Origin of the sequence: Actinophytocola sp., from assembly GCF_050699935.1 — a bacterium.
GTDB lineage: Bacteria > Actinomycetota > Actinomycetes > Mycobacteriales > Pseudonocardiaceae > Actinophytocola.
On the sequence record NZ_JBOHGB010000107.1, the window covers coordinates 1 to 24,178 of the forward strand.

The 24,178-nt window shown below is 71.2% G+C and carries 22 protein-coding genes and 2 pseudogenes; 16 read left to right on the forward strand and 8 right to left on the reverse strand.

From position 1 onward, the window contains the following. The 3 genes from ACRDTB_RS27075 to ACRDTB_RS27085 all read left to right on the forward strand — a co-directional run. Positions 1–254: hypothetical protein (locus tag ACRDTB_RS27075; RefSeq protein WP_431434781.1), on the forward strand; the 254-nt coding region annotated here is incomplete at its 5' end. A 3-nt stretch (positions 255–257) separates the two neighbouring features. Further along, a complete protein-coding gene (locus ACRDTB_RS27080; RefSeq protein WP_431434782.1) occupies positions 258–851 on the forward strand; it encodes an SRPBCC domain-containing protein in 594 nt (197 codons plus the stop codon). A 98-nt stretch (positions 852–949) separates the two neighbouring features. Next, complete coding sequence (locus tag ACRDTB_RS27085) at positions 950–1,609, forward strand: GntR family transcriptional regulator (protein WP_431434784.1); 660 nt, start codon at positions 950–952, stop codon at positions 1,607–1,609. Between the two features lie 126 nt (positions 1,610–1,735). Here ACRDTB_RS27085 and ACRDTB_RS27090 read toward each other — a convergent pair whose 3' ends face one another. Continuing rightward, positions 1,736–2,923 carry an amidohydrolase family protein gene (locus ACRDTB_RS27090; protein WP_431434786.1) on the reverse strand — a complete coding sequence of 396 codons (1,188 nt, stop codon included), beginning with the start codon at positions 2,921–2,923 and terminating at the stop codon, positions 1,736–1,738. An 87-nt stretch (positions 2,924–3,010) separates the two neighbouring features. Here ACRDTB_RS27090 and ACRDTB_RS27095 point away from each other — a divergent pair, with 87 nt between their 5' ends. The 3 genes from ACRDTB_RS27095 to ACRDTB_RS27105 are packed head-to-tail and all read left to right on the forward strand — an operon-like array spanning position 3,011 to position 7,304. Then, on the forward strand, positions 3,011–4,459 hold the full coding sequence (locus tag ACRDTB_RS27095; RefSeq protein WP_431434788.1) for an aldehyde dehydrogenase family protein: 1,449 nt from the start codon (positions 3,011–3,013) through the stop codon (positions 4,457–4,459). A gap of 17 nt (positions 4,460–4,476) precedes the next feature. Continuing rightward, positions 4,477–6,150 (forward strand): thiamine pyrophosphate-binding protein, encoded by a 1,674-nt coding sequence (locus tag ACRDTB_RS27100; protein WP_431434790.1) that lies wholly within the window; start codon positions 4,477–4,479, stop codon positions 6,148–6,150. Continuing rightward, complete coding sequence (locus ACRDTB_RS27105; protein WP_431434792.1) at positions 6,147–7,304, forward strand: CaiB/BaiF CoA transferase family protein; 1,158 nt, start codon at positions 6,147–6,149, stop codon at positions 7,302–7,304. The genes ACRDTB_RS27100 and ACRDTB_RS27105 overlap by 4 nt, the downstream gene beginning before the upstream one ends. Before the next feature lie 16 nt (positions 7,305–7,320). Here ACRDTB_RS27105 and ACRDTB_RS27110 read toward each other — a convergent pair whose 3' ends face one another. Next, on the reverse strand, positions 7,321–8,493 hold the full coding sequence (locus tag ACRDTB_RS27110) for an acyl-CoA dehydrogenase family protein (RefSeq protein WP_431434794.1): 1,173 nt from the start codon (positions 8,491–8,493) through the stop codon (positions 7,321–7,323). 67 nt (positions 8,494–8,560) lie between these two features. Between ACRDTB_RS27110 and ACRDTB_RS27115 the strand changes: the two genes are divergently transcribed. Beyond that, positions 8,561–9,553 (forward strand): LLM class flavin-dependent oxidoreductase, encoded by a 993-nt coding sequence (locus ACRDTB_RS27115; RefSeq protein ID WP_431434796.1) that lies wholly within the window; start codon positions 8,561–8,563, stop codon positions 9,551–9,553. A gap of 14 nt (positions 9,554–9,567) precedes the next feature. On the opposite strand, the gene ACRDTB_RS27120 is transcribed toward ACRDTB_RS27115, so the two are convergent. Together ACRDTB_RS27120 and ACRDTB_RS27125 are read right to left on the reverse strand one after the other, a co-directional pair. Further along, positions 9,568–10,401, reverse strand: a complete 834-nt coding sequence (locus ACRDTB_RS27120) for a PhzF family phenazine biosynthesis protein (RefSeq protein WP_431434797.1) — start codon at positions 10,399–10,401, stop codon at positions 9,568–9,570. A 56-nt stretch (positions 10,402–10,457) separates the two neighbouring features. Next, positions 10,458–11,486, reverse strand: a complete 1,029-nt coding sequence (locus ACRDTB_RS27125; RefSeq protein ID WP_431434799.1) for a fatty acid desaturase family protein — start codon at positions 11,484–11,486, stop codon at positions 10,458–10,460. Between the two features lie 580 nt (positions 11,487–12,066). On the opposite strand from ACRDTB_RS27125, the gene ACRDTB_RS27130 reads away from it, so the two are divergent. Next, positions 12,067–12,564, forward strand: coding sequence for a DUF5994 family protein (locus ACRDTB_RS27130; RefSeq protein WP_431434800.1), 498 nt, complete (start codon positions 12,067–12,069; stop codon positions 12,562–12,564). 204 nt (positions 12,565–12,768) lie between these two features. Beyond that, complete coding sequence (locus ACRDTB_RS27135) at positions 12,769–13,506, forward strand: HAD family hydrolase (RefSeq protein WP_431434802.1); 738 nt, start codon at positions 12,769–12,771, stop codon at positions 13,504–13,506. A 239-nt stretch (positions 13,507–13,745) separates the two neighbouring features. On the opposite strand, the gene ACRDTB_RS27140 is transcribed toward ACRDTB_RS27135, so the two are convergent. Together ACRDTB_RS27140 and ACRDTB_RS27145 are read right to left on the reverse strand one after the other, a co-directional pair. Next, entirely contained in the window at positions 13,746–14,192 is a 447-nt protein-coding gene (locus ACRDTB_RS27140) for a DUF1801 domain-containing protein (protein ID WP_431434803.1), read from the reverse strand. Positions 14,193–14,234: 42 nt separating this feature from the next. Continuing rightward, on the reverse strand, positions 14,235–15,692 hold the full coding sequence (locus tag ACRDTB_RS27145) for a serine/threonine-protein kinase (protein ID WP_431434805.1): 1,458 nt from the start codon (positions 15,690–15,692) through the stop codon (positions 14,235–14,237). A 123-nt stretch (positions 15,693–15,815) separates the two neighbouring features. Between ACRDTB_RS27145 and ACRDTB_RS27150 the strand changes: the two genes are divergently transcribed. From ACRDTB_RS27150 to ACRDTB_RS27170, 5 genes and pseudogenes are all read left to right on the forward strand, one after another. Then, positions 15,816–16,658 (forward strand): SDR family oxidoreductase, encoded by an 843-nt coding sequence (locus ACRDTB_RS27150; protein ID WP_431434806.1) that lies wholly within the window; start codon positions 15,816–15,818, stop codon positions 16,656–16,658. A gap of 95 nt (positions 16,659–16,753) precedes the next feature. Continuing rightward, positions 16,754–17,334, forward strand: a pseudogene (locus ACRDTB_RS27155) (nitroreductase family protein). Between the two features lie 78 nt (positions 17,335–17,412). Continuing rightward, on the forward strand, positions 17,413–18,180 hold the full coding sequence (locus ACRDTB_RS27160; protein ID WP_431434808.1) for a nucleoside phosphorylase: 768 nt from the start codon (positions 17,413–17,415) through the stop codon (positions 18,178–18,180). Between the two features lie 150 nt (positions 18,181–18,330). Beyond that, complete coding sequence (locus ACRDTB_RS27165; protein ID WP_431434809.1) at positions 18,331–19,272, forward strand: NAD-dependent epimerase/dehydratase family protein; 942 nt, start codon at positions 18,331–18,333, stop codon at positions 19,270–19,272. An 88-nt stretch (positions 19,273–19,360) separates the two neighbouring features. Continuing rightward, positions 19,361–20,170: pseudogene (locus tag ACRDTB_RS27170) on the forward strand (glycosyltransferase family 2 protein); the annotation flags it as partial. Here ACRDTB_RS27170 and ACRDTB_RS27175 read toward each other — a convergent pair. Both ACRDTB_RS27175 and ACRDTB_RS27180 read right to left on the reverse strand, forming a co-directional pair. Further along, the gene (locus ACRDTB_RS27175) at positions 20,085–20,561 is read right to left on the reverse strand and encodes a GtrA family protein (protein ID WP_431434811.1); all 477 of its coding nucleotides are present in this window, start codon (positions 20,559–20,561) and stop codon (positions 20,085–20,087) included. The pseudogene ACRDTB_RS27170 and the gene ACRDTB_RS27175 sit on opposite strands and share 86 nt — an antisense overlap. Positions 20,562–20,577: 16 nt before the next feature. Then, positions 20,578–21,303, reverse strand: coding sequence for a class I SAM-dependent methyltransferase (locus ACRDTB_RS27180; RefSeq protein WP_431434813.1), 726 nt, complete (start codon positions 21,301–21,303; stop codon positions 20,578–20,580). 132 nt (positions 21,304–21,435) lie between these two features. On the opposite strand from ACRDTB_RS27180, the gene ACRDTB_RS27185 reads away from it, so the two are divergent. Both ACRDTB_RS27185 and ACRDTB_RS27190 read left to right on the forward strand, forming a co-directional pair. After that, on the forward strand, positions 21,436–22,590 hold the full coding sequence (locus ACRDTB_RS27185) for an NAD-dependent epimerase/dehydratase family protein (protein WP_431434815.1): 1,155 nt from the start codon (positions 21,436–21,438) through the stop codon (positions 22,588–22,590). Continuing rightward, a complete protein-coding gene (locus ACRDTB_RS27190) occupies positions 22,566–24,065 on the forward strand; it encodes a hypothetical protein (RefSeq protein ID WP_431434817.1) in 1,500 nt (499 codons plus the stop codon). The genes ACRDTB_RS27185 and ACRDTB_RS27190 overlap by 25 nt, the downstream gene beginning before the upstream one ends. Positions 24,066–24,178 lie beyond the last annotated feature (113 nt).

The window sequence follows — 24,178 nt, forward strand, 5'->3', positions numbered from 1 at the left end:
ACCAGGGCATCGTCGACGCGGTGCTGGCCGTGTGGGCCGAGGGCGCGGCGACGCTGCCGGGGGCGGACGCGGTCACGACCGGGCTGGACGTCGGGGAGCTTGTCGAACCACCGGAGCTGACCCCGGCACCGGCCGACCGGCCGGCTCCGGCCGCCCGGGCGAGTGCGGTGGCCGCCGAGGTACTCGCCCACGTCGCGGTGTTCGTGGCCGCCGCGCTGGCCGGCGTCGCGGCGCGGCGACGCTGGCGGAGGTGAGCGGTGCGACTGAAACAGGTCTTCCGGGTCGACCATCCCATCGATCCAGTGTGGACGGCGCTGACCGATCTCACCGTCGTCGCCGAGTGCCTGCCCGGCGCGGCCGTCACCTCGATCGACGGCGGGGTGCACCACGGGAACCTGACGGTCCGGCTGGGCAGCATCCGGGCCGCGTTCGCCGGGACGGCCGAGCTGACGAAGGTCGACCGGGCCGGCCGGACGGTGTCGCTGACCGCGGCCGGAGGCGGTACGCAGGGCCACATCCGGGTGCTGATCGACGGCGTCGCGGTCGCGGTGAGCCCGGCGGCCACGGAGATCCGGGTGGACACCACCGTCGAGATGTCCGGTCGGATCGCCCAGCTCGGGCACGGTGCGGCCGGCCTGGTCACCGAGCGGATGATCCAACAGCTCACCCAGAACCTGGACCGGCGCCTGTCCGGCGCGCCGGCCGCGGCCGAATCCGAAGCGCTCGCGGCCCTGTCGTTCATGCCGGCACTGGCCAAGGGCGCGCTCGCCGTGCGCCGGGTCAGGCTGGCGCTGACCGCTCTGGCCGGCTTCGGCGCCGGGGTTTGTTACGCGCGGTGGCGTCGGCCATGACGGCCCGGCACCGAGGTTCGTGTCGGTACCGCCGTACCGCCCGCCCCGGTCGTACCCGAAAATGACCGGGATCGGACGAACCGTCGTCAGGAGGCTCGATGGCAGCGGCGAACAGCAAGCGCCCACCGACCGCGCAGGAGGCTGTCTTCGTCGAGATCCGAAGGGCGATCCTGGCGGGGGAGATGCCGCCGGGCACACAGATCTTCCCGGACGAGTTGGCCGCCGAGTACGGGGTCAGCCGGATCCCGGTGCGCGACGCGCTGCGTCTGGTGGAGAGCGAGGGACTGGTCAGCTACACGGCCTACCGCGGCTACCAGGTCACCCGGCTGACCGAGGACGAACTGCTGGAACTGCAGCGGCTCCGGGAAATCCTGGAGGACGAGGCGGTGCGGGTCGGCGCGGCCAAGATCACGAGGTCGGCGCTGGCGGTGATGAACGCCGCGCTCGCCGAGATGCACGACCACGAGCAGGCCGGCGACCTGGCTTCGTGGGGCGAGGCGCACCGCAAGTTTCATTTCGCGCTATACGAGTCCGCGTGCATGCCGAGCCTGACCCGGATTCTCGGCCAGGCGTGGGACGCTTCGGACCTCTACCGGTCCCGCTACCTGCGCACCCGCCCGGGCCTGCGCAGTGCCAGCGCCGCGCACCGGCCGATCCTCGCCGCGGCCCGGGCCAGGGACCCGGACGCCCTGCTCACCCTGCTGGAGCAGCACCGCGGCACCATCCTCGGCTGGCTAGCCCGCCTCCCCGGAATTTAAAGTGTTGGTTGCGTTCCGGCGGACGGTGCGGTTGTTCGGTTGATTGTGGCTGGTTGCGTCACGTTCCCCTGAGGTCTCGTTGCTCAGGTGGTTCTGTTGGCGGCACAGATCTCACGCGATGATCCACTAGCCGCGGCGGACTGTGGCGGGGGTGCGGGCCGGTGGGGTCTGCTCGCCACGCCCGGCCACCAACGGCGCGCCGTCGACGAGCACGACCGAGATCCCGGGCAGGTCGCCAAGGGCGAACGACTCCAGCCCGTCGCGCGCCGAGGAGCCCTGGATGGGACCGAGCACGACCAGGTCCGCCGGACGGCCCGGGGCGAGCACGCCGGCCGGATTTCCGTGCCAGCGGGCCACGTTTCCGGTCGCCGCGGCCACCGCGACCTCCGGCGCCAGCCCGCACATGCCGGCCAGGTAGCAGATGTTGCGCAGCATCCCGCGGGGGATGACGCCGGTGCCGCCGGGTGTGTCGGTGCCCAGCGTCAGCCGGTCCACCGCGCCGGTGGCGACCAGGTGGTCGACGGTCACCTTGGTGGCGCGGTAGTTCATCGAGCTGCAGACCTCGACAGCGGCCTGCGGCAGGTCGTCGAGCACGCCGCGGATCTCCTCGTCGGGCATCGGGATCGGCCCACCGGAGATGTGCGCGACCACGTCCGGTCGCACGGCGGTCACCACGTCGTACCCGGCGACCCGACTCGACCCCGACCGCGACACGCCCCCGGAGTGCAGCTTCACCACCATGCCGCGCTCGTGCGCCCACGCCACGTACTCGGCGGCCTCGCCGTCGTCCAGCCGGGACCAGTCGTAGAAGATGAACTTCAGCTGCCGGATGCCGGCCTCGGCCATGCGGTCGAAGTCGTTCGCCCGCAGGCCCGGCACGAGCAGCAGCGTCCCGGCGTCCACCTTGACCCCCGACGGCCGGTACGCGCCGATGGTCTGGCGGGACAGCGTGGCCAAGCCGAGCACCAGCTCGGGCGACAGGTCGTCGAACGGCAGCCCGGGCACGTGCAGCTCGCCGGCCGACACCATCGTGGTGGTGCCGCCGTGCAGGTAGTTGCGGACCCAGCCGGTGGAGTTCTGGGCCGGGGTCCACTCGCCGACCGTCGGGTGCACGTGCCCGTCGACCAGACCCGGGATCACCGTCTGCCCGTTCGCGTCGACCACGACGTCCGGACGGCGGTGGTCCTCGCCGATCGCGACCACCGTGCCGTCCTCGATCAGCACCGAGGTGTCGTGCAGCGGCGGACTGGTCAGCTCCCCGGTGACCAGCGTGCCGACATTGGTCACCAACGTCACCGACGACTGGTTCGGCATGGCGCTCCCTTCGCTTGACCCTGGCGAATGAAGAATGTATACGTGATACAACTGGAAGGAAAGATCCCCGTTGGCTGAGGAGCGCGTATGACGGTCCGGGTGCGGCAGCTGATCGCCGGCCGCTGGCGTGACGGCACCGGGCCGCGGTCCGAGTCGCGCAACCCGGCGCGGCCCGGCGAGGTGGTCGCCGACCTGGCCGTCGCCACCGAGCCCGACCTCGACGAGGCGGTCCGGGCCGCGGCTGTCGCGGCGGCCGAGTGGCGGCTGGCGGCCATGCACGAGCGGGCCGAGGTGTTGGGTGCCGCGGCCCGGCTGCTGGACGCACGGGCCGAGGAGTACGGATCGGAGCTCACCCGCGAGGAGGGCAAGACCCTCGCCGAGGGGGTCGGCGAAGTTCGGCGGGCCGCAGAGATCTTCCGGTTCAACGCCGGCGAGGCCGACCGGGAGGCCGGCGAGATCTACTCCTCGCCCCGGCGGGGCGAGTCGATCATGGTGGTGCGCCGGCCGCTCGGCGTGGTCGCGGTGATCACCCCGTGGAACTTCCCGGCGGCCATCCCGGCCTGGAAGATCGCCCCGGCCCTGGTGCACGGCAACGCCGTGGTGTGGAAACCGGCCAGCCTGGTCCCGCTGCTGGCCATGCGGCTGGCCGAGACACTCACCGAGGCCGGCCTCCCGGACGGCGTGCTGTCCCTGCTGCTCGGGCCCGGCGCACTGGGCACCCGACTGGTCGAGCATCCCGGTGTGGCGGCACTCAGCTTCACCGGTTCCACCGAGGTGGGCACCCGGCTGATGCAGACCTGCGCGCGGCTGCGCAAACCCGTGCAGGCCGAGTTGGGCGGCAAGAACGCCGCCGTGGTCCTGGCCGACGCCGACCTCGACCACGCCGCGGCGGAGGTGATCGCGGGCGCGATGCGCTCCACCGGGCAGAAGTGCACCGCGACCTCCCGGCTGGTGGTCGACGCCGCGGTCGAGGACGCGCTGCTCGACCGGGTCTGCCGGCTGGCCGCCGGTCTGCGGGTCGGCGACGGTCTTCGGCCCGACGTGGACCTGGGCCCAGCGGCGTCGGCGGACGCGCGGGGCGAGATTCTGACGGCCGTCGAAGGCGCGGTGGCCGGCGGTGCCGAGGTGCTCACCGGTCGCACGCCGTATGCGGATACGGAGCGTGCCGAGGGCTACTTCGTGCCGCCCACCGTGCTGCGGCTGGCCGATCCGCGGCTCGCGGTATGGCGCGACGAGGTGTTCGGCCCGGTGCTCAGCGTGGTCCGCGCCGCCGGCCGGGACGAGGCGCTGCGGCTGGCCAACGACAGCGCGTTCGGCCTGTCCGGGGCGGTGTTCACCAACGACCTCGATTTCGTGCTGCGGGCCATGTCGGAGTTCAAGGTCGGGGTGCTGCACGTGAACTCCGAGACCGCCGGCGCGGACCCGCACGTGCCGTTCGGTGGGGTGAAGGACAGCGGCTACGGTCCCAAGGAACAGGGGCGGGCCGCTCGCGACTTCTACACCCACACGACGACCGTGTACCTGCGTGCGAGCTGACACCGGCAGGGGGACCATTGGGCACCAGTGCGGAAAACGGCGGAACCGGCGGAACCGGCCGAACCGGCGGCACAGTCGCGCGGCGGTATCTGGAGGCGTTCGGCGGGCTCGGTCTCACCCGGGTGTTCGGTCTGCCCGGAGTGCACAACCTCGCGTTCTGGCGGGACTGGGCGCCCGGCCTGCCGGAGATCGTCGGCGTGCGGCACGAGCAGACCACCGTCTACGCCGCGGACGGCCTGGCCCGGGCCACCGGCGGTCTCGGCGTGGCGCTGGTGACCACCGGCCCCGGTGCGGCCAACGCGGTCGGGGCGTTCGGCGAGGCCGCCGCCTGCGGGTCGCCGGTGGTGCTGGTGGCCAGCGAGATCCCCAGTACCTTGGCCCGGCCCGGTGAGGTGCGCGGGGTGCTGCACGAGTCGCGCGACCAGGCGGGACTGTTCGAGCCACTGGCCAAGGCCGTGTTCCGGCCGCGCACCGCCGAGGCTGCCGTCGAGGCACTGAGCGAGGCGATCGGCGTCGCGCTGGCCTGGCCGCGTGGACCGGTGTACCTGGACGTGCCGACAGATGTGCTGTCGCGGCCCGCGCCGCCGCCGGTGCCGCTGCCGGTGTCGCGGGAGCGGGTGCGGGTGCGGGCTGATACCGCGGACGTGGAACGGCTGGCCCGACTGCTCGCCGACCGCGACCGGGTGGTGATCTGGGCCGGTGGTGGCGTGTTGCAGTCCGGGGCGGAGCTCGAGCTGGCCCGGCTCGCCGAACGGCTGGACGCCCCGGTGATCACGACCTACGCCGCGCGCGGCGTGCTCGGTGACCACCCGTGCGCGGTCGGGCTGCCGCCGCACGAGCCGGAGGTGGCCGAGCTGATCGCCGGCGCCGACCTGATGCTGGCGGTGGGTACCGGGTTCGACGGCATGATGACCCGCAACTGGCGGATGCCGATGCCGGCCGAGCTCGCCGTGATCAACTGCGCGGCCGAGGAGCTGGCCAAGAACTACCGGCCGGACCTGAGCGTGCTGGGCGACGCCAGGGACACTCTCGCCGCACTGCTCGACCGGATACCGGGCCGGGAGCAGAGGTCGGCTCAGTCCCTGCGAGCGGTGCGCGAGGCGGTCTGGGCGCGCCTCGGCGCCGACGCACGCACCACGGCCGCGGTTGCCTTCCTGCGCTCGGTCGAGGCGGCGATCACCGACGACACGGTGGTCGTGTGCGACATGGCCGTGCCCGGCTACTGGTACGGCGGATACGGCCGCGCCGGCCGGCCCCGAGGGCTGCAGTACCCGGTCGGCTGGGGCACCCTGGGCTACGCGCTGCCGGCGTCGGTCGGCCCGGCCGCGGCCGGGCACCCCGTGCTCACCGTCTGCGGCGACGGCGGCTTCCTGTTCGCCGCCGGCGAGCTGGCCACGCTGGCCCAGTACCGGATGCCGGCGACCGTGCTGGTCGTCGACGACGGCGGCTACGGCATGCTGCGCTACGACCAGGAGGTGGCCGGGGACCCGATCCGCGGCGTCGAGCTGAACAGCCCGGCTTGGCCGGCCCTCGGCGGCGCGTTCGACATCGAGGTCAGCGAGGTCGACGGGGTCGGCACCGAGCTGGAGAAGGCGCTCCGCGAGGCGCTCGGCTCCGGCCAGCCGCGCCTGGTGGTCACGCACGCCGCGCTGAGCCCGCCGCGCACCACCTCGCCCCGGTGGTTCGAATGACCGACCCCCTCGCCGGTGTGGTCGTCGTCGACTTCTCCAGGGTCCTGTCCGGCCCGCTCGCCACGATGATGCTGGCCGACCTCGGTGCCGAGGTGATCAAGATCGAGCGGCCCGGCCACGGCGACGACACCCGAGCCTGGGGTCCGCCGTACCACGGCGGGGACAGCACGTACTTCCTGGCCGTGAACCGCGGCAAGCGCAGCGCGGTGCTCGACCTGGCGACCGAACGGGGCCGGGCGGCGGCACGGGCGCTGGCCGCCCGCGCGGACGTACTGGTGGAGAACTTCCGGCCCGGCACCATGGACGAGTTCGGGCTCGGCCACGACGAGCTGGCCGGAGTGAACCCGAGGCTGGTGTACTGCTCGCTCTCCGGTTTCGGCAGCGGCCGCGGCCGGGACCTGCCGGGCTACGACTTCATCGTGCAGGCGGTCGGCGGCCTGATGAGCATCACCGGCGAGCCCGGCGGCGAGCCGATGAAGGTCGGCGTCGCGCTGGTCGACGTGCTGGCCGGGCTGCACGCGACGATCGGCGTGCTGGCCGCGCTGCGCCGCCGCGAGCAGACGGGGCGCGGCGCCCATGTCGAGATCAACCTGCTGTCGTCGCTGCTGAGCAGCCTGGTCAACCAGGCGTCCGCGTACCTGTGCACCGGGCAGCCGCCGGTCGCGCTCGGCAACGCGCACCCGAGCATCGTGCCGTACGAGCTGCTGCACGCCGCCGACCGGCCGATCGCGCTGGGCGTCGGCACGGACGCCCAGTTCGCGGCGCTGTGCGCGGCGCTCGACCGCCCGGACCTGGCCGCCGACGACCGGTTCCGCACCAACTCGGCGCGGGTGGCCAACCACGAGCGGCTGATCACCGAGCTGGACCGCGCGATCCGGCCGTTGGCGGCCGAGGAGGTGCTGGGCCGGCTGCGCGACGCCGGCATCCCGGCCGGACCGGTGAACGGCGTCGACGAGGCGTTCGCCCTGGCGGATCGGCTCGGGCTACGTCCGGTTCGGGAGGTGGGCGACGGCGAGGGGACGGTGCCGCAGGTGGCCAGCCCGTTCCGGCTCGACGGGGTCAGCCCGGCCAGTACCCGACGGCCGCCGGGGCTCGGCGAGCACACGGAGGAGATCCTGGCCTGGCTGCGGATCGCGGAGGCGCCGCCGGCCTGACGGCCACCCGGTCGGCTCAGCCGTACGCGGCCAGGCCCGTCAGCGCCTGGCCGACGATGAGCGTCTGGATCTCGTCGGTGCCCTCGTAGGTGAGCACCGACTCGAGGTTGTTCATGTGCCGGATCACCGGGTACTCCAGGGTGATCCCGTTGGCGCCCAGGATGCCCCGGGCCTCCCTGGCGATCTTGAGCGCCTCCCGCACGTTGTTCAGCTTGCCCAGGCTGACCTGCTGCGGGGTGAGCCTCCCGGCGTCCTTGAGCCGGCCGAGGTGCAGCGCCAGCAGCAGCCCCTTGGTCAGCTCCAGGTGCATGTTCACCAGCTTGCGCTGGGTGAGCTGGAATCCCGCGATCGGCCGGCCGAACTGCTCGCGGGTCAGCGCGTACTCCCGGGCGGCGTCGAAACACGACCGAGCCGCGCCCAGCGCACCCCACAGGATGCCGTAGCGGGCCTCGTTCAGGCAGCTCAGTGGCCCGCGCAGGCCGGTGACGCCGGGCAGGAGGTTGGCCGCGGGCACGCGGCAGTCGTCGAGCACCAGCTCGGAGGTGACCGACGCGCGCAGGGACAGCTTCTTGGTCACGTCGTGGACGGTGAACCCGGGCGTGCCGCGCGGCACCAGGAAGCCACGGATGCCCTCGTCGGTGCGGGCCCACACCACTGCCACGTCGGCGATGCCCCCGTTCGTGATCCACATCTTCGTGCCGTTGAGCACCCAGTCACCGCCCGACGCGGTGGCCCTGGTGCGCATGCCGGCCGGGTCGCTGCCGTGGTCCGGCTCGGTGAGCCCGAAGCAGCCGATCGCCTCGCCGGCGGCCATTCCGGGCAGCCAGTGCTGCTTCTGCTCCTCGGAGCCGAACTTGTGGATCGCGGTCATCGCCAGCGAACCCTGGACCGAGACGAGGCTGCGCAGCCCGCTGTCCACGGCCTCCAGCTCGAGGCAGGCGAGGCCGTACTCGACCGCGGTCATCCCCGCGCAGCCGTAGCCGCGCAGGTGCATGCCGAACAGGCCCATCGACCCGCACTCCGCAGCCAGCTCACCCGGCAGGACGCCCTGCTCGAACCAGTCCGGCACGTGGGGGAGCACCTTGTCGGTGGCGAACCGGCGGACCGTGTCGCGCACCGCCCGCTCGTCATCGGTGAGCAGCGTGTCCAGGTCGAACAGGGCCCGTTGCGCATCGGGTGCCTCGGCCATGCGCACTTCCCTTCCAGGGTGAAATTACGTAGATTGTATATATTACCCAGGATACATAGGAGGCGTGGTGTTCAGCAAAGGCGTCGGGCTCTTTCCCACCGAGCCGGTGGGGGTCATCCGGGACTACACGCTGCTCGCCGAGAGCCTCGGCTACGACAACGTCTGGTTCGGCGACTCGCAGAACATCTGGCGGGAGTCCTCGATCACCATGGGCGCGGCCGCGGTCGGCACCGAGCGGGTGGTGCTGGGCACCGGCGTGACCAATGCGGTCACCCGGCACCGGTCGCTGCTGGCCTCCACCTGGGCGAGCCTCGCCGAGTTCACCGGCGGCCGGGTCGCCCTCGGCATCGGCACCGGAGACTCGTCGCTGCGCACCATGGGCCGCAAACCGCTCACGCTGGCACAACTGGAGCGCGCGGTCGCCGAGCTGCGCACACTGCTGCGGGGCGAGCCGGTGCGGGAAGCCGACAGCGGAGCCGAGTTCCACCTCAGCTACCTCACCGAGCCGGTCGACGTCCCGATCTACATCGCCGCGTCGGCGCCCAAGATCCTGCGGTTGGCCGGCCGGATCGCCGACGGCGTCATCGTTCTGGTCGGCACCGCCCCCGAGTTCGTCACCGCGGCACTGGACACCGTCGAACAGGGCGCGCGGGAGTCCGGCCGCCGGCTGGCGGACCTGCACATCGTGCTGTGGACCCCGACCGCCATCGACGAGGACCCGGTGCGGGCCCGCGACCTGGCCAGGGCGCATGTCGCCAGGGTGTGCATCCGGCCCCTACCCGCCGAGGTAGACCCGTCGCTGCGGGCGGCCATCGACCGGATCCGGGACAGCTACGACTACTACCACCACATGGACACCGAGGCAGGCCACGCGGACATCGTGCCGGACGCCCTGGTCGACCTGTTCGCGCTCGCCGGCTCGCCGGACCAGTGCCGCGACCGGCTCGCCGGGCTGGCGAAGTCGGGCGTCGACCAGGTGTCGATCGTGCCGTTCGTCCGGCCCGGCGAGAGCCGTGCGGCCACCATCCGCACCTTCGCCGAGCTCGCCGATCAGCGCTAGACCGCCGAGGCGGCTCAGAGGGCCACGGTTCCGGTGATGCCGACGACGGTGTCGCCGCCGATCCAGATGTCGTCGCCGGCCCGCTCGACGTGGACGCGGCCGCGGCGCCGGAGCTTCGTGCCCTGCGAGGCGGTGTAGGCGGACGGCGCCCTTCCCGCGGGGATGAGCCACTGCGCGATCGCGGCGTTCAGGCTTCCGGTCACCGGGTCCTCGAAGAACCCGTCGTCGACCACGAACGCGCGGACCTCGAAGGCCACGTCGCCGCCCGGTGGGTACGGGCCGACCACGCCGACGTCGGTGTACCGGCCGAACGCGGTCGGGTCGGGTGTCAGGTTCAGCACGGCATCCGCGTCGGCGAGCAGCACCGCCACCCAACCCGGCCCGTTGTCGGCCCACTGGGCGTCGACGATCTCGCCCGGTGCGACCCCGAGCGCGGCGGCGACCGCGTCGACAGTCTCCGGCTCGACGGGACCGCCACGCAGCAGCGGAGGCGCGGCGAAGGCGAGCCGGTTCCCGTTGCGGCGCAAGGACACCAGGCCCGCACCGCATTCCTGGACCAGCCGCCCTTGCGTCTTCGGCGTCGCGCCGGCCGCGAGCCACGCGCGGGCGGACCCGATCGTCGGATGCCCGGCGAACGGCAGCTCGCGGGCCGTGGTGAAGATCCGCAGCCGGTAGTCCGCGGCCGGGTCGGTGGGGGAGAGCAGGAACGTGGTCTCGCTGAGATTCGTCCAGCGGGCGAACGCGGCCATCTGCTCGGTGGTCAGTTCGTCGGCGCCGTGCACCACCGCGACCGGATTGCCGGACAGGAGCTCGTCGGTGAACACGTCGACCTGGGTGAAGGAGAGCACCCGGGCAAGATAAGGCCTGCCCCACGACGGAGCACCTTCGAGGTGTTCGCGAACCGTCAAGCGGGAACAGGTGGACGAGCGCGGTCCGCGGCCCGCAGTGGCGCACCCAGGTCGTGGAGGTGCTCCAGTACGTGGCGGTAGGACCGCAGGAGACTGGTCTCGCTGTAGGGGATTCCGTGCGCGGCGCAGAAGCGTTGCACGATGGGCTGCGCGTGGCGCAGATGTGGGCGCGGCATGCTGGGGAACAGGTGGTGCTCGATCTGGTAGTTCAGGCCGCCGAGGAGGAAGTCGGTGAACCGTCCGCCGCGGATGTTGCGGGCGGTCAGCACCTGCCTGCGGAGGAAGTCGACCGACGTGCCGGTCATGGTGGGCATGCCCTTGTGGTTGGGCGCGAACGAGCATCCCATGTAGACGCCCCAGAGGGCTTGGTGCACGGCGATGAACACGAACGCCAGGCCGGGGGAGAGGACGAGGAACACCGTCACGAGGTAGCCGGCGAGGTGAGCCGTCAGCAGCGCGCCCTCGACGCGTCGCGCCTTCGTCTCGCCGCGGAGCACGGCGCGGACGCCGGAGACGTGCAGGTTCAGGCCTTCCAGCGTGAGCAGTGGGAAGAACAGGGCGGCCTGGTGCTTGGCCATCCAGCGCCGGAGTCCGGTCCGCAGGCGCGCCTGGGTGCTGGTGAACGCGAGCGCGACGTTGTTGAGGTCGGGGTCGTGCTCCTCGTGGTTGGGGTTGGCGTGGTGGCGGGTGTGCCCGTGGATCCACCATTGGTAGCTCATGCCGACCAGGCCGCCGTGCATCGTGCCGACCGCGTCGTTGGGTCGGCGCGTGCGGAAGATCTGCCGGTGCCCGGCGTCGTGCCCGATGAAGGCCAGCTGCGCGAACACGATGGCCAGTGCGGCGGCGATGAACAGCTGCCACCAAGTGTCTCCCAGGAACGCGAAGCCGACCCAGGCGCCGGCGAAGGCCAGCAGGTTGATGGTGATCTTGAGCGCGTAGTAGCCGTACCTGCGCCGCAGCAGCCCGGCGTCACGCACCTCGCGGGACAGCGCCGCGTACTCGCTGCCCGGCAGCGTCGCGGTCACCGTCGCGGCCGGTTGGTCGGCGCGGCGAAGCGGACAGGGTGCGCTCGGTTCGCTCGTTCGCTGGAGGTCGCGCGTGTCGCGGGCTCGTCGATCGCGACGTGACTGAAGATCATCGGCGTGGCCGCGGCCTCCGGTGAATCGGTCTGAGTCGTTGGTGTCATTGAGAGGTACTCCTCGGAGCTGGTAGTTGGGGTGTGGAGCCGGTGTGGGAATGGGTTCCCACGGGTCCGGCTCGGTGAGACTGGGGAGGAGGCTGACGGGGGGCGATCGGCGGCCTCGCGACTGCGCCTACAACTGCCCCGTGACCTGGCCTGTTCGGGGCGGTGGGCGTCGTGAACTGGTTGGCGACGGTGAGGGCCCCACCGAGCACGCTACGCGACCAGCCCGGGTCGCGCCAGCGACCACCCGATCCGCTGCCCCTGACATGCGGGCAGGTTGGCGGCTCGTCGCGGGCGATTTCGCGGTGATCTCGCGGTGTAGGCTCGTGTCGTCGACGGCAACTCGTATGCCGGCACTCAGGCCGGTTTCGTCCTCGGCGAGCCCGTCCGGTCGACGTCTCGATCGGGGAGGGAGTCCCGACATGACGTCGGTCCCGCATGATCCCGCAGTCACCTCCGATGCCGATTCGGCAGAGCAGCCGCCGCGCGTGCACCTGAAGCCGGCGGCGCCCGCCACGGGGGACCCGGGACATGTCGACGGGGCCTGGTGGCCCCGTTCACGGGATCTGGCCGCCGAGTTGCCGGTGTTGTTCGCGGCGCTGGCAACTCGGCTCGGTGCCATCGAGCGGATGGCCTACAACCTCGACGAATGGCAGCCGGTGGCTCGCCGGCTCGAGGTCGGTGCCACCCGGGTCACGCTCGGCGGCTTCCACTACCAGGGCGCCAACACGATCGACGTCGCCGACTCCCGCGGTCGCCGGGTCACGCTTCTCGTGGTGCCTCCGGAGACGCCCGCCGCGAACGCGAGAAAGATCGCGCTGGCCGCTGCCGACGACCGCAACATCGAGCGTGTCGACACCCTCCTGGCCCGAGTCGCCGGCCGGAACGGGATGCCGCGACCACGACCCGCATCGGAGTGACCGCACCCCGGCCCGCTACGACCCGTCCGCCCGTCCCGGTTTCCGCTTCGTAGCTGGATCAGCTCGGTTGGTCAAGTGGTGGGGCGGCGACTGGCTGTCGGCTCGAGCCGTTGTTGAGCCATGTGCGAGGAACGGGCTCGAGTGTGTTGTCAGCGCGTGGCCATTCGGCACGGCATCGCTGAGACAGATACGGAGAGCCGGCTAATGAGGGACGAACCCGCCAGGACGATCGAGGCTGTGCTGTTCGACGTGGGTGCGGTCCTCATCGGACCGTCCGCGGCGGCCGTGCAGGACATCTTCCGCGAAACCGCCCATACGTTCGTCAGGTCGGGACACGCCGCACGGGCGTTCGCGCTCGCCGATCGGGACGCGGATCGGGCCGGGCTCGTGCTGACTGACGTGCGGTCCTGGGCACGGCACTGGTCCCAGGCGTTGCGGGTGGACGAGTCGGTCGGGTGGGCCGTGCATCAGCGGATACTCGAGGACCCGGCGCTCACCAGCCGGGTGTGGAGCGAGGTCAATCCGGATGCGGCCGATGCCATGTCTCGGCTACGTGAGGTCAAGGTGCCGGTCGGCCTGGTCAGCCAGTCAGACGGACACGTCGACGTCCGACTCGCCCGGGCAGGGCTCGCCCACCTGGTTGATGTCGTCGTCGACTCCGGTCGTGTTCCGTGGGACAAGCCGAATCCGGCGATCTACCGGCACGCCGCCACGCTCATCGGCGTGCCACTGTCGCGATGCGCGTTTCTCGGGGACGTGCTCACCGACGTCCGCGGCGCCGTCCGAGCCGGTTGCGCGCACGCGTTCCTGTACGACCCACACGAGGTCTGCCCGGACTCCGAGGTGCCGAGGGCGACCTCGCTGAACGCGTTCGTCGACGTCGTACTCGGTGGAGTGCCCGGTCGATTGCCCGGTCGGCGAGGCAACCTGCTGGCGGGGTGATCAGCTCGCTTCGGCGGGGACGGACCCGCCGTGCCTTGGCGTTCTTCCGCATGCCGAACCACACCGTGACCACGCACATCGCCACGAGCAGGCCGGGCACCAGGCGAATCAGGGCACCAACTCGAGGCCGAGCTAAATGTTGGTCGAATTGGCCCGCGGTGCTTCTCGGTCGATCAAATTCATTGTCGGAGAATGTGCGGCCAGGTTCTGATTTCGGAGAATGTCGGATCGACCGGGTGTCACCCGATGTCGTCCGGACCGGGGATTCCGGTGCGGGTAGCCGCTTCGACGAGCGCCCGCAGCGCGGGGCGGCCGACCTCGTCGGGGTGGGAGATCTTGATGCTGCGCATGCTGAGCGTCCCGGACACCTGCCTGCCGCCCGACGCCGGCAGCAGACCCTCCGGGTCGGGCAGCTCACCACCACGGTAGAAGCCGAGCGTGACGTGGCCCTTGAACGGCATCAGGTAGGCGAACTGCTCGGTGAACTTCCTGGGACCGGTACCCCACCCCACCGAGCGCTGACGCGGCCACACCACCTCGACCGTCTGTGGAAGCACGTCGTAGACGAGATCCCGGACGGCGCTGGCCAGCTCTCGCACCGCGGGCGGCGAAGCGGCGAGCAGCGCCCTGAACTCCGCGTCGTTGCCGCGGCCTTCCCGGTTGATCACTCCCGCGGTCTGCGCCACGCGGTCATCCTAGTGACCTCCGCCGGTGGCCTTTCGGGTGTGCTAACCGGGTTCGCAGGTGAGCGCCGGCTCGTCGCGTTCGCCTCGGGGGGCCACGACGACCAGGCCGAAGGTGGCCGAGCCGCCGGCCGGGACCGTCTTGTTCGACTCCACGTTGGCGACCCGTATCGCGGTGCCGTCCGTGGCACGGTCCGTGGAGAGCACACCGTCCCACAGGTTGTTGATCTCGTGGCCGTTCGGCATCGTCCAGCGGACGGTCCACCCGATGAGCGGCCGGGAGCCGTTGTTGCGGACCGTCACCGCCGCCTGGTAGCCGTCCGGCCAGGAGTTCGTGATCTCGTAGCTCGCCACGCACGCCGGGACGAGCGGCGCGGGCTCGGTGGGTGTGGTCGGCGCGGGTGGCGCGGTGGACGCGGTGGGCACGCTCGAGGTGGTCGGCGGCGCCGATGTGGTCGGGGTCGTGGTGGTCGCGGTCGTGCTGGTCGACACCGGTGGCGCGGCGGGCGCGCCGGTGGACACCGGGTCCCCGATCAGCAGGCCCAGCGCGACCCCGGCGGCCACCAGGGCGGTGGCGGCCACCCCGGCCACGGCGGTCCGGTGCGACACGCGCCGCGCCGACTGTATGGGCTGTACGAGTTCCGCGGGTGGTGCGGGTTCCGGCGGGTGGTACTCCGGCAGCGGCCTGCCGTCGACGGCCGCGGTCAGCGCGTCGTGCACGTCGCGCATCGACGGCCGGTCGGCCGGGTCGGGGCGCAGCAACCACATCAGCAGCCCGGAGAGCGGGCCGGCCCGCCGCGACGGCCGGACCACGCCCGCCGCCACCGTGTGCAGCATCGCGATCGTGTTGTCGTCCACGCCGAACGGCGGCGAACCCTCGAGCGCGTCGTAGAGCGTGGCGCCGAAGGAGAACACGTCCGAGCGGAAGTCCGCGTCCTGGCCCGCGGCGACCTCCGGGGCGAGGTACGCGGGTGTGCCGGCGACGAACCCGGAGGCGGTCACCGTCGCGTCGCCCGCCGCGCGGGCGAGGCCGAAGTCGGTGAGCTTCGCGGTGCCGTCCTCCGTGATGAGCACGTTGTCCGGCTTGACGTCGCGGTGCACGATGCCGGCCGCGTGGGCCTCGGCCAGGGCGGCGGCGACCTGTACCCCGATCGCCGTCACGTCCTCCGGCGGCAGCGCCCCGCGCGCGCCGATCACCGTGCCCAGGCTCACCGCCGGCAAGTACTCCATGACCAGCCAGGGCCGCCCGTCGTGCTCGACCACGTCGTGGACGGTGATCGCGTTCGGATGCCGAAGCCGGCCCGCGATCCGCCCCTCGCGCATGACGCGCGCCGTGGCCTCCTCGGGCTTCGTGTGGTACGGCGACGTGTCGACGAGCAGCTCCTTGACCGCCACCACCCGGTCGAGCCGCTCGTCGTGGGCGCACCACACCACGCCCATCGCGCCGCGACCGATGAGCGAGGTGAGCCGGTACCGCCCGGCGAGCAGGTCACCCGGTTCCATCACTGACTACGCTAGCGCGTCAAGCGACTCCTCCGAGTGACAATCGGACAACCCGACGGCACGGTATGCGGTCGCGGCACACTGGCTTGTTGGCGTGACAGCCCGACAGGAGGGACGCGGGCCATGGCCGCAACCACACCGGCGCAGCCGCTGGTGGCACGGACCGTACTGGTCACGGGCGGGTCGTCGGGGATCGGTCAGGCAACGGCCCGGCTGTTCGCCGAGCGGGGCGCCCGGGTGTTCGCCACCTCCCGCGGGCAGCACCCGGACGAGGGCGGGGTGGAGATGCTCCGGTTGGACGTGCGTTCCGCGGAGTCCGTCCGGCGCTGCGTCGACGAGGTACTCGCCCGTGCCGGCCAGTTGGATGTGCTGGTCAACAACGCTGGGGTGATGCAGGAGGGTTTCGTCGAGGAGACCAGCGACGCGGACGCGGCGGCGGTCATGGACGCGAACTTCTTCGGCACCGTGCGGGTCACCCACGCCGTGCTGCCCGGCATGCGGGAGCGCCGGCGGGGGCGCATCATCAACGTCGGGTCGCTGGCCGCGTGGGTCGGTGAGCCTGGCGAGGGCTTCTACGCCGCCTCCAAGGCCGCGCTCGCGCGTTACACCGAGGCGTTGCGCCACGAGGTGTGGCACCTGGGTATCGCGGTGTCCCTGGTCGAGCCCGGGGCGTTCGCGACCGGGGTGTTGCGCGCCGGCTCGGTCACCGAGGCCACGATCAGCGACTACGACGGCCCACGCGAAAGCGCCCACCGCACGCTCCGCGACGCCCTTCGACGTGGTGCGGACCCTCGAAAGGCCGCGGCGGTGATCGGGAAGGTCGCGTCCGTGTCCGCACCTCGGGCACGGTATGGCGCCGGCTGGGACGGCGTCTGGGTTCCCTACCTGAAAGCGGTGCTGCCGCAACGCGTCGTCGACCTGGCGCTGCGTCGTGGCTACCACCTGCCCATGAGACGTCCCCGCTGAATCCGGCGATCCCGACGAACCCGGGGGAGGGCCGCGTGGTCGAGTCCGAAGAGTCGCCGCATCGTCGCGAGCGGGATTCGGGCAGAGTGGCGGTCATGGAGGTGTCGAACCCGATGCTGGGCGGCGAGTACCGGCCGCCGCGAGTGCCGGTCGAGGAGGCCGTGCGGACGTCCGCGTGGTTGCGGGAGCGGATGGCGCAGCGGCGAACAGTGCGGGTGTTCGCGTCCGAACCGGTGGATGAACGACTGGTGGTGGACGCGATCGCGGCGGCGTCCACCGCGCCGTCGGGTGCGCACCGGCGGCCGTGGAGGTTCGTGCCGGTGACGGACCAGGGAATACGGGCACGAGTTCGGGAGGCCGCCGAGGCGGAGGAGCGCAAGTCCTACGACGGGCGGCTCGGGGAGGAGTGGTTGACGGCACTGCGGCAGTTGGGCACCGACGAGCACAAGCCGCAGCTGACCGATGCGCCTTACCTGATCGTGGTGTTCGGGCAGAGGTACTACCTGGACGAGGAGACCGGGGCCAAGCACAAGCACTGCTATTCCTGGGCGAGATCCTGGGGCGGCCGCGGAACGAGAAGGCGTTCGCGGTGATCCCGGTCGGCTATCCCGCCGAGGACGCGACGGTGCCGGATCTGGTGCGGAAGTCGTTGGACCAGGTGCTGGTCCGGGTGTGAGCCGGGTGGACGTGCCAAGGAGCGTGACGGAGAGCTTGACGGAGGGCACCGGCCGTGGCCGCTGACGACCTTCCTTTGTTGGCAGGCAAGGACTACGCCGCCCCGTCGCTGTTCGAACCCGCGAACCTGCTGCGTGAGGCCCGCCGCCAGAACGACCTTCCCGATGTTCCCGTCCCTTCGGTCGGGCTGCTCGACCCCGACGGCGACATCGTGCGGCACCTCGCCGCCAGCGGCCGAGGCCGCCGCCACCCCGGATGGGCCTGCTACCACACCGAGATGTGGACCGTCGAGCTCGACGGCATCGAGATCGGCGTCGTGGGCATGGCCGTCGGCGCACCGTTCGCCGTGCTGGTCGCCGAACAACTCGCCGCCTCCGGCGCCGACCTCGTCATCAGCATCACCTCCGCCGGCCAGATCTCCCCGATCGACCGGCTCCCGTGCTTCGTGCTCATCGACCGGGCGCTGCGCGACGAGGGAACCAGCACCCACTACCAGCCGCCGGCACGATGGAGCCACCTCGACGACAAGCTGCGTACCCGACTCCACGGCGCGTTCGACAACCTCCCCGAACCGGTGCTGACCGGTACCGCGTGGACCACCGATGCCCCCTACCGCGAGACCGCCGCCGCGGTCGCCGCCGCGGAAGCCGAGGGCATCACCTGCGTGGAGATGGAAGCCGCCGCGCTCTACGCCTACGCCACCGCACGAAGCCGAGACGTCGTGTGCCTGGCCCACATCACCAACACGATGGCCACCGCGGGCGACGACTTCGAGAAGGGCACCGACAACGGCGTCCACGACGCGCTCGCCCTCGCCCGGACCGTCATCGTCGCTCTCAGCCGGTGAGCGCGGCTGCCGGCGCTGACCGCGTGCCAGGGTGGTCCTCGACGTCGGGCGATCATCAGGTTGCTCCGCGTCACCGATCGGGGCGGCGACACCGATCTTGGCCGGTCCCGAACGCGGGTGCCCTCAGTGCAGCGGGTACGTTTGCCCACCGTGGCTACACAGACCAGCTGGGAGCCCGAACGAGTTCTGGTGACGGGTGGCAGCGGCTTCATCGGCCGCGCGGTTGTCGGCGCGTTCCGGCGAAGAGCCATGGCCGTCACCGTCGCCGACCGGGAACCGCCGGTGGACGAGATCGACGGGGTCACCTATCTCAAGGGCGACCTGAACGACCCGGGGATTCGCGACGCCGCGGTGGCCCCCGGCACCGTGGGCATCGTCCACCTGGCCGCGCGAACCTCCGTGCTGCAGTCGGTCGAGCACCCCTCGGAGACGTACGCCGACAACGTCGCCGTCACCCAGGAGCTGCTCGAGCTGGCCAGGGCGCGGGGCGTGGACCGCTTCCTGTTGGCATCGACGAACGCCGTCGTCGGTGACATCGGTGCGGCCACGATCACCGAGGACCTGCCGCTGCGCCCGCTCACCCCGTACGGCGCGACCAAGGCCGCCTGCGAGATGTTGCTGTCCGGCTACGCGGGGGCCTACGGGATGACGACCTGCGCCTTGCGGTTCACCAACGTCTACGGGCCGGGGATGGCGCACAAGGACAGCTTCGTGGCGAGGATGATGCGTGCCGTGCTGTCCGGCGACGGCGTGCGCGTGTACGGCGACGGCGAGCAGCGGCGCGACCTGGTACACGTGGACGACGTGGTCGCCGGCACGCTGCGAGCGTGGGACAGCGGCTACACCGGCCGGGCGATCATCGGCTCCGGTCACTCGGTCTCGGTGCTCGAGATGATCGCGACGGTGCGCCGGGTGACCGGTCGACCACTGCCCGAGGAGCACGTGCCCGCCCCGGGCGGCGAGATGCCCGCGGTCGTGGTCGACGTCTCGCGCAGTGCCGAGACCATCGGCCACCGCTCGTCGATCCCGCTGGCGGAGGGACTGGCGACCACGTGGCGGTACTTCCTCGAGCAGGAGGAGGGGCTGTTGTGAGCGGAGCTTGCGGAGCGAACCGTTCAACACAGGGCGACCGCGAGCGGCACCGAGCCTTCGAGGGGGCGTCGTGAACTTACGGCTGGCGCCTTTTCCGGACGACGTCGACGCGGACGCGGTCCGGGAGTTCCATGCGCGGTGCTCGCATCCCGAGCTGGCGCCGGTGGTCGTGGTGATCGCCGCGTACAACGAGGAGTCGAGCCTTGGCCCGGTGCTCGCGGACATGCCGAAGGAGTGCTGCGACCTGCCGGTCGACGTGCTGGTCGTCGTCGACGGCGCGACGGACGACACCGCGCGGGTCGCGGTCGAGAGCGGCGTGTACAGCTGCGTGGCGGCCCGCAACCGTGGCCAGGGGGCGGCCCTGCGGCTCGGGTACAGGCTGGCGGCCGAGTGCGGTGCGAGCTACGTCGTGACCACCGACGCCGACGGGCAGTACGACAGCGACGAGATGGAGTCGCTGCTGCGACCGCTGCTCGACGACCGGGCCGACTTCGTGACCGGCTCGCGGCGGCTGGGGCGCGAGGAGGCGGCCGACCGGGTGCGCTGGCTGGGCGTGCGGGTGTTCGCGCTGCTGGCGTCCGTGCTGACCCTGCGCAAGATCACCGACACGTCCTTCGGCTTCCGCGGCATGCGTGCCGAACTGGCCCGCACGGTGACGTTGACCGAACCGCAGTACCAGTCCTCGGAGCTGCTGCTCGGGGTGCTGGTCCGGGGCGCCCGGGTGCTCGAGGTGCCGATGACGATGCGGCTGCGCGATGCCGGGGTGACCAAGAAGGGTCGGAGCCTGGTGTACGGGCGGAACTACGCCCGGGTCATGCTGGGGACGTGGGTCCGGGAGTACGTGCTGGCCGGCCGGCAAAGAGCCGGTCGAACAGCACGAACTTCAGCACGAACATGACGCCGTAGGTACCCAGGAACGCCGCGCCGACCAGGAAGACCTGCAGTTCGTGCGAGTCGACGTGCGCGACCACCCATCGGTCGGCAAGCGTGGTGGCCAGGATCGCGACCAGCGCCGTGCTGACGATGATCACGGCGTAGGGCAGTGTCTCGCGGACCGGGTGCGGCCTGCCGGTCCGCCGCCAGGCCCAGCGCCGGTTCATCAGGTAGTTCGGCACGGCCCCGGCCACGAACGCGACCACGCTGGCGACGACCGGCGCCGCCTCGAACCAGTAGGCGAGGAGGAAGACGAGCTCGCTGATCACGCCGGCGATGACCGACGCCGCCGTGTACCGGCCCCAGAGCTTGGCCCGCTGCCTGCGCTCGGGGCTCGGCGTCAGCACGTTGGTCATCCCGTCTCGGCCCCCGTCAGTCGTCTGCGTGCAGCGGTTTGCGTGCCACACACAGTACGGACTGGCCGAACGGCGGCCGCACCACGCGTTCGATGGCTCGAGTCACCGGCACGACGAACCGGTCGTACACGCTGACGAGCTTGGGGTTCGGCGTGCCCGCGCCACCCTTGCGCACGGCCAGCCACCACGCGATGCCGCCCAGCAGGTTCACCGGCTTGACCAGCTCGAGGTCGAGCTCGGCGCGCCGGACGGCGTCGGCCAGCGTGGCCGGGGTGTAGCGCCGGACATGCCCGACCTTGCGGTCGAACTCGCCGTAGAGCTGCTGGTAGCCGGGTACCCATGCCACGATGCTGCCACCCGGCTCGATGAGGCCGGCCAGCGACCGCAGCGCACCCGCGTCGTCGTCGATGTGCTCGAGCACGTTGATCGCGACCACCGACTCGACCGGCTCGCCCAGCTCCAGCTTCGCGCCGACGTCGAACTGGCGGACCTCCACTTCGGGCCGGTCGGCGAACGTGCGGCTCATCATCTCGACGGCGCCGGGGTCGACGTCGGTGAGCACCAGGCGCCGCAGGGAGCGGAACTGCGTGGCGAACTCACCCAGTCCGGCGCCGACCTCGAGCACCGAGCGGCCGCAGTGCGGGGAGATCAGGTCGAACTGGTAGCGGCGGTATCTCGGTTGGTGACTGGCGCCTTCCAGCGTCCGGCCGGTGGCGTCGGCGAATGCGCCGGAACTGGTCACTCGAGATCTCCTGCCCGTGTGTGCGACTGATGGCGGCTCCGTTACCGGTTAACAGTGTCCTACCATGCCGTGCCAAGGTAGCTCAGGTGGGCGTCACCCGCTCACACGGAGATCAACAGAAAGCGAGCGCTCGTGCGAGTCCTAGTCCTCGGTGGAGACGGTTACCTGGGTTGGCCGACGGCCCTGCATCTATCGGACCGCGGCCACGAGACAGCGATCGTCGACAACTTCACGAGACGGGACTACGACAAGGAGCTGGGCGTGCAGAGCCTGGTTCCCATCGAGGACCTGGACATGCGCATCGCCGCATGGCAGGAGGTGTCCGGCCAACGAATCGGGTCCTACGTCGGCGACCTGCTCGACGCTGACTTCGTCTACGAAACGCTGCGCAAGTTTCGTCCGGATGCCGTAGTGCACTACGCCGAACAGCGGGCGGCACCGTATTCGATGATCGATCGGGCGCACGCCGTCTACACCCAGCACAACAACGTCATCGGCAATCTGAACCTGCTGTACGCCATCGCCGAGATCGACCCGGAGATCCATCTGGTCAAGCTCGGCACCATGGGTGAGTACGGCACCCCCAACATCGACATCGAGGAGGGCTGGCTCGAGATCGAGCACAAGGGACGCACCGACCGGGTGCTGTACCCCAAGCGGCCCGGCTCGTTCTACCACCTGTCGAAGGTGCACGACTCACACAACATCGAGTTCGCCTGCCGGATCTGGGGTCTGCGGGCGACCGACCTCAACCAGGGCGTCGTGTACGGCCAGCAGACTCCGCAAACCGCGCAGGACGACCGGCTCGCCACCCGGCTCGACTACGACGGCGTCTTCGGCACCGTGCTGAACAGGTTCATCATCCAGGCGGTGCTCGGCCAGCCGCTGACGATCTACGGGACCGGCGGGCAGACCAGGGGCATGATCGACATCCGGGACACCGTCGAGTGCATCCGGCTGGCCGTGGAGAGCCCCGCGGAGGCCGGTGAGTTCCGGGTGTTCAACCAGATGACCGAGAGCATGTCGGTGCGCGACATCGCCGACACCGTCGCCAAGCAATACCCCGGCTCGGTGCGGATCGAACACCTGGAGAACCCCCGCGTCGAGGCCCCGGAGCACTACTACAACGTCGTGCACACGGGTCTGGAGAGGCTGGGTCTGAAACCGCACCTGCTGTCCGATACCTTGATCGAGTCGATGTTCGACATCGTCGAAGCCAACAAGCATCGAGTCGATGTGGACAAGCTACATCCCGGAGTGCGGTGGACCAGGACGAGCAACGCCTAGACGGATCCGCTGCACCGCAGGCCCGGCGCGCAGCCGCGCTGCGCGCCGGGCTTCTCCGTCACTGGCTGATCATCACGCTGCTGGTGGCCGGCACCGTGTTGCGGGTGCTCGCCTGGGTGGCCTACCAGCCGGCGCTGCTGTTCGGCGACTCGTTCCGCTACCTGGACTACGTCGGCGAGTACCCCCCGAATGGCCTGCACCCCATCGGGTACAGCCTGTTCGTGCTCGGGCCCGTGCTGGCGGTGGGCGGCCTGGAGCTGGTCACGGCGATCCAGCACGTGGCGGTGCTGGCGGCGGCGGTGGCGAGCTACGCGCTGGCCCTGCGCCTCGGGGTACGCAGGTGGCTGGCCGCCCTCGCCGCCGCGCCACTGCTGCTGGATGCCTACGAGCTCCAGATCGAGCAGATGATCATGGCCGATGCGTGGCAGCAGGTGTTGCTGGTCGCCCTGCTGTGGGTGCTGATCGGCCGGGGGGCACCCAGCCCGCGGCGAGCGGCGTTGGGTGGGTTGCTGCTTGGCGTGGCGCTGGTCTTCAAGCTGATCGTGGGCGCGCTGGTGATCCCCGCGCTGTGCTACCTCGTCATCGCGGGCGGTGCGTGGCGTGCGTGGCGGGAGAACTGGCGGATCATCGCCGCGCGGTCGCTGGCCTTCCTGGCGGGGTTCGCGGTCGTCGTCGTCTCCTACGGCGCGTACTTCACCGTGTCGACCGGACAAGTCGGGCTGAGCCACACCACCGGAAACGTGCTCTACGGCCGCGCCGCCGTCGTCGCCGACTGCGACACGCTCGAGCTGAGCCCGCTGCTCCGCAACGCCTGCCCCAAGGAGCCACGCAGTCAGCGGCACCCGGACCGATATGCCCATCGCGGGGCGGATGCGAAATGGCGAGACAGCTTCCCACCGGGCACCGACATCCGGGAGGTGCAGCGGTCGTTCGCCTGGGCCGTGGTGCGCCAGCAGCCGCTGAACGTCCTCGGCGGCATCACCGAGGACTTCCTGAAGGGGTTCCGGCCGGTCCGGGAGGACGCACCCGGTGACGTGACCGTGCTGCGGTGGCACTTCACCGAGGGCTACCAGTACTACAACCACCCTCAGACCAGCACCGAGTACACGGAACGGTTCAGCGGCCGCGCTCCGTCCGATGTGCCGTCGCTCGGCCTGTTCCTCCGCACCTATCAGCTCTCCGTCGGCTACACGCCGGGCACGCTGCTGGGGATCTTCGGCATCGTCGCGCTGCTCGCCGGGTTCGGGCTCGGCCGGGCGCGGCGCAGTGGAATCCGCTCGGCCGCGCTACTCACCGCGGGTATGGCGCTGACCATCCTGCTGGCGTCGGCCGCGTTCGAGTTCTCGTGGCGCTACCAGCTGCCGGGTCTCGTGCTGCTGCCGCTCGCGGGCGTCCTCGGCCTGACCGCGTTGCTCGAACGGCGGCGAGCTCACCTCACTCAGCCGGCCGGGTCACGGTCCGGTCGCAGCCGGTGATTTTGTAGAGCTTGCTGGGGCCGGAGGAGTCGATGAGTTCGAAGCCGTGGGTGCTGTGGGGGTCGGTGAGGCCGGTGTAGTAGTTCCAGCGGTTGTCGCGGGTGCGGAATTGG